At 49.4% G+C, this 508-nt stretch carries 1 tRNA gene and 1 rRNA gene; both read right to left on the bottom strand.

What is annotated here, in order from left to right:
* Nucleotides 1–279: 279 nt before the first annotated feature.
* Nucleotides 280–354 (bottom strand) — tRNA-Glu (locus QMZ30_RS25790).
* Between the two features lie 88 nt (nt 355–442).
* A 16S ribosomal RNA gene (locus tag QMZ30_RS25785) occupies nt 443–508 on the bottom strand; the annotation flags it as partial.

The following is a 508-nucleotide window of genomic DNA, read 5'->3' as shown; positions in this document are numbered from 1 at the left end:
TTAGCACGTCCTTCATCGCCTCTGACTGCCAGGGCATCCACCGTGTACGCTTAGTCGCTTAACCTCACAACCCACAGGCGTTTTACAACGCATGCAAGCTGCAAGCATTTGAGAGACTCGAACATGTCATCATTCATTTCTTATTACGGAGAAATGAACCGACACGTCGTTTCAATTTTCAGCTTGTTCCGGATTGTTAAAGAGCAATATCTCAAACTCGACGTTACCGTCAGTTTTGAGATATTTCGTGGAGACACCTTTCACCTGTCACCAAGCAAGTGGCGTCCCCTAGGGGATTCGAACCCCTGTTGCCGCCGTGAAAGGGCGGAGTCCTAACCGCTAGACGAAGGGGACACATACATGTCACGACTTCGCAGCCGTCTTGCTCATTACTTTCTATCAGACAATCTGTGTGAGCACTTCGCGGGAAAGTATCTTCAGGTAAGGAGGTGATCCAACCGCAGGTTCCCCTACGGTTACCTTGTTACGACTTCACCCCAGTCATGAA

Source organism: Pantoea sp. EA-12, assembly GCF_030053355.1.
In the GTDB taxonomy this organism is placed as follows: domain Bacteria; phylum Pseudomonadota; class Gammaproteobacteria; order Enterobacterales; family Enterobacteriaceae; genus Pantoea; species Pantoea vagans_C.
This window is presented reverse-complemented; position numbering and strand designations above follow the sequence as displayed.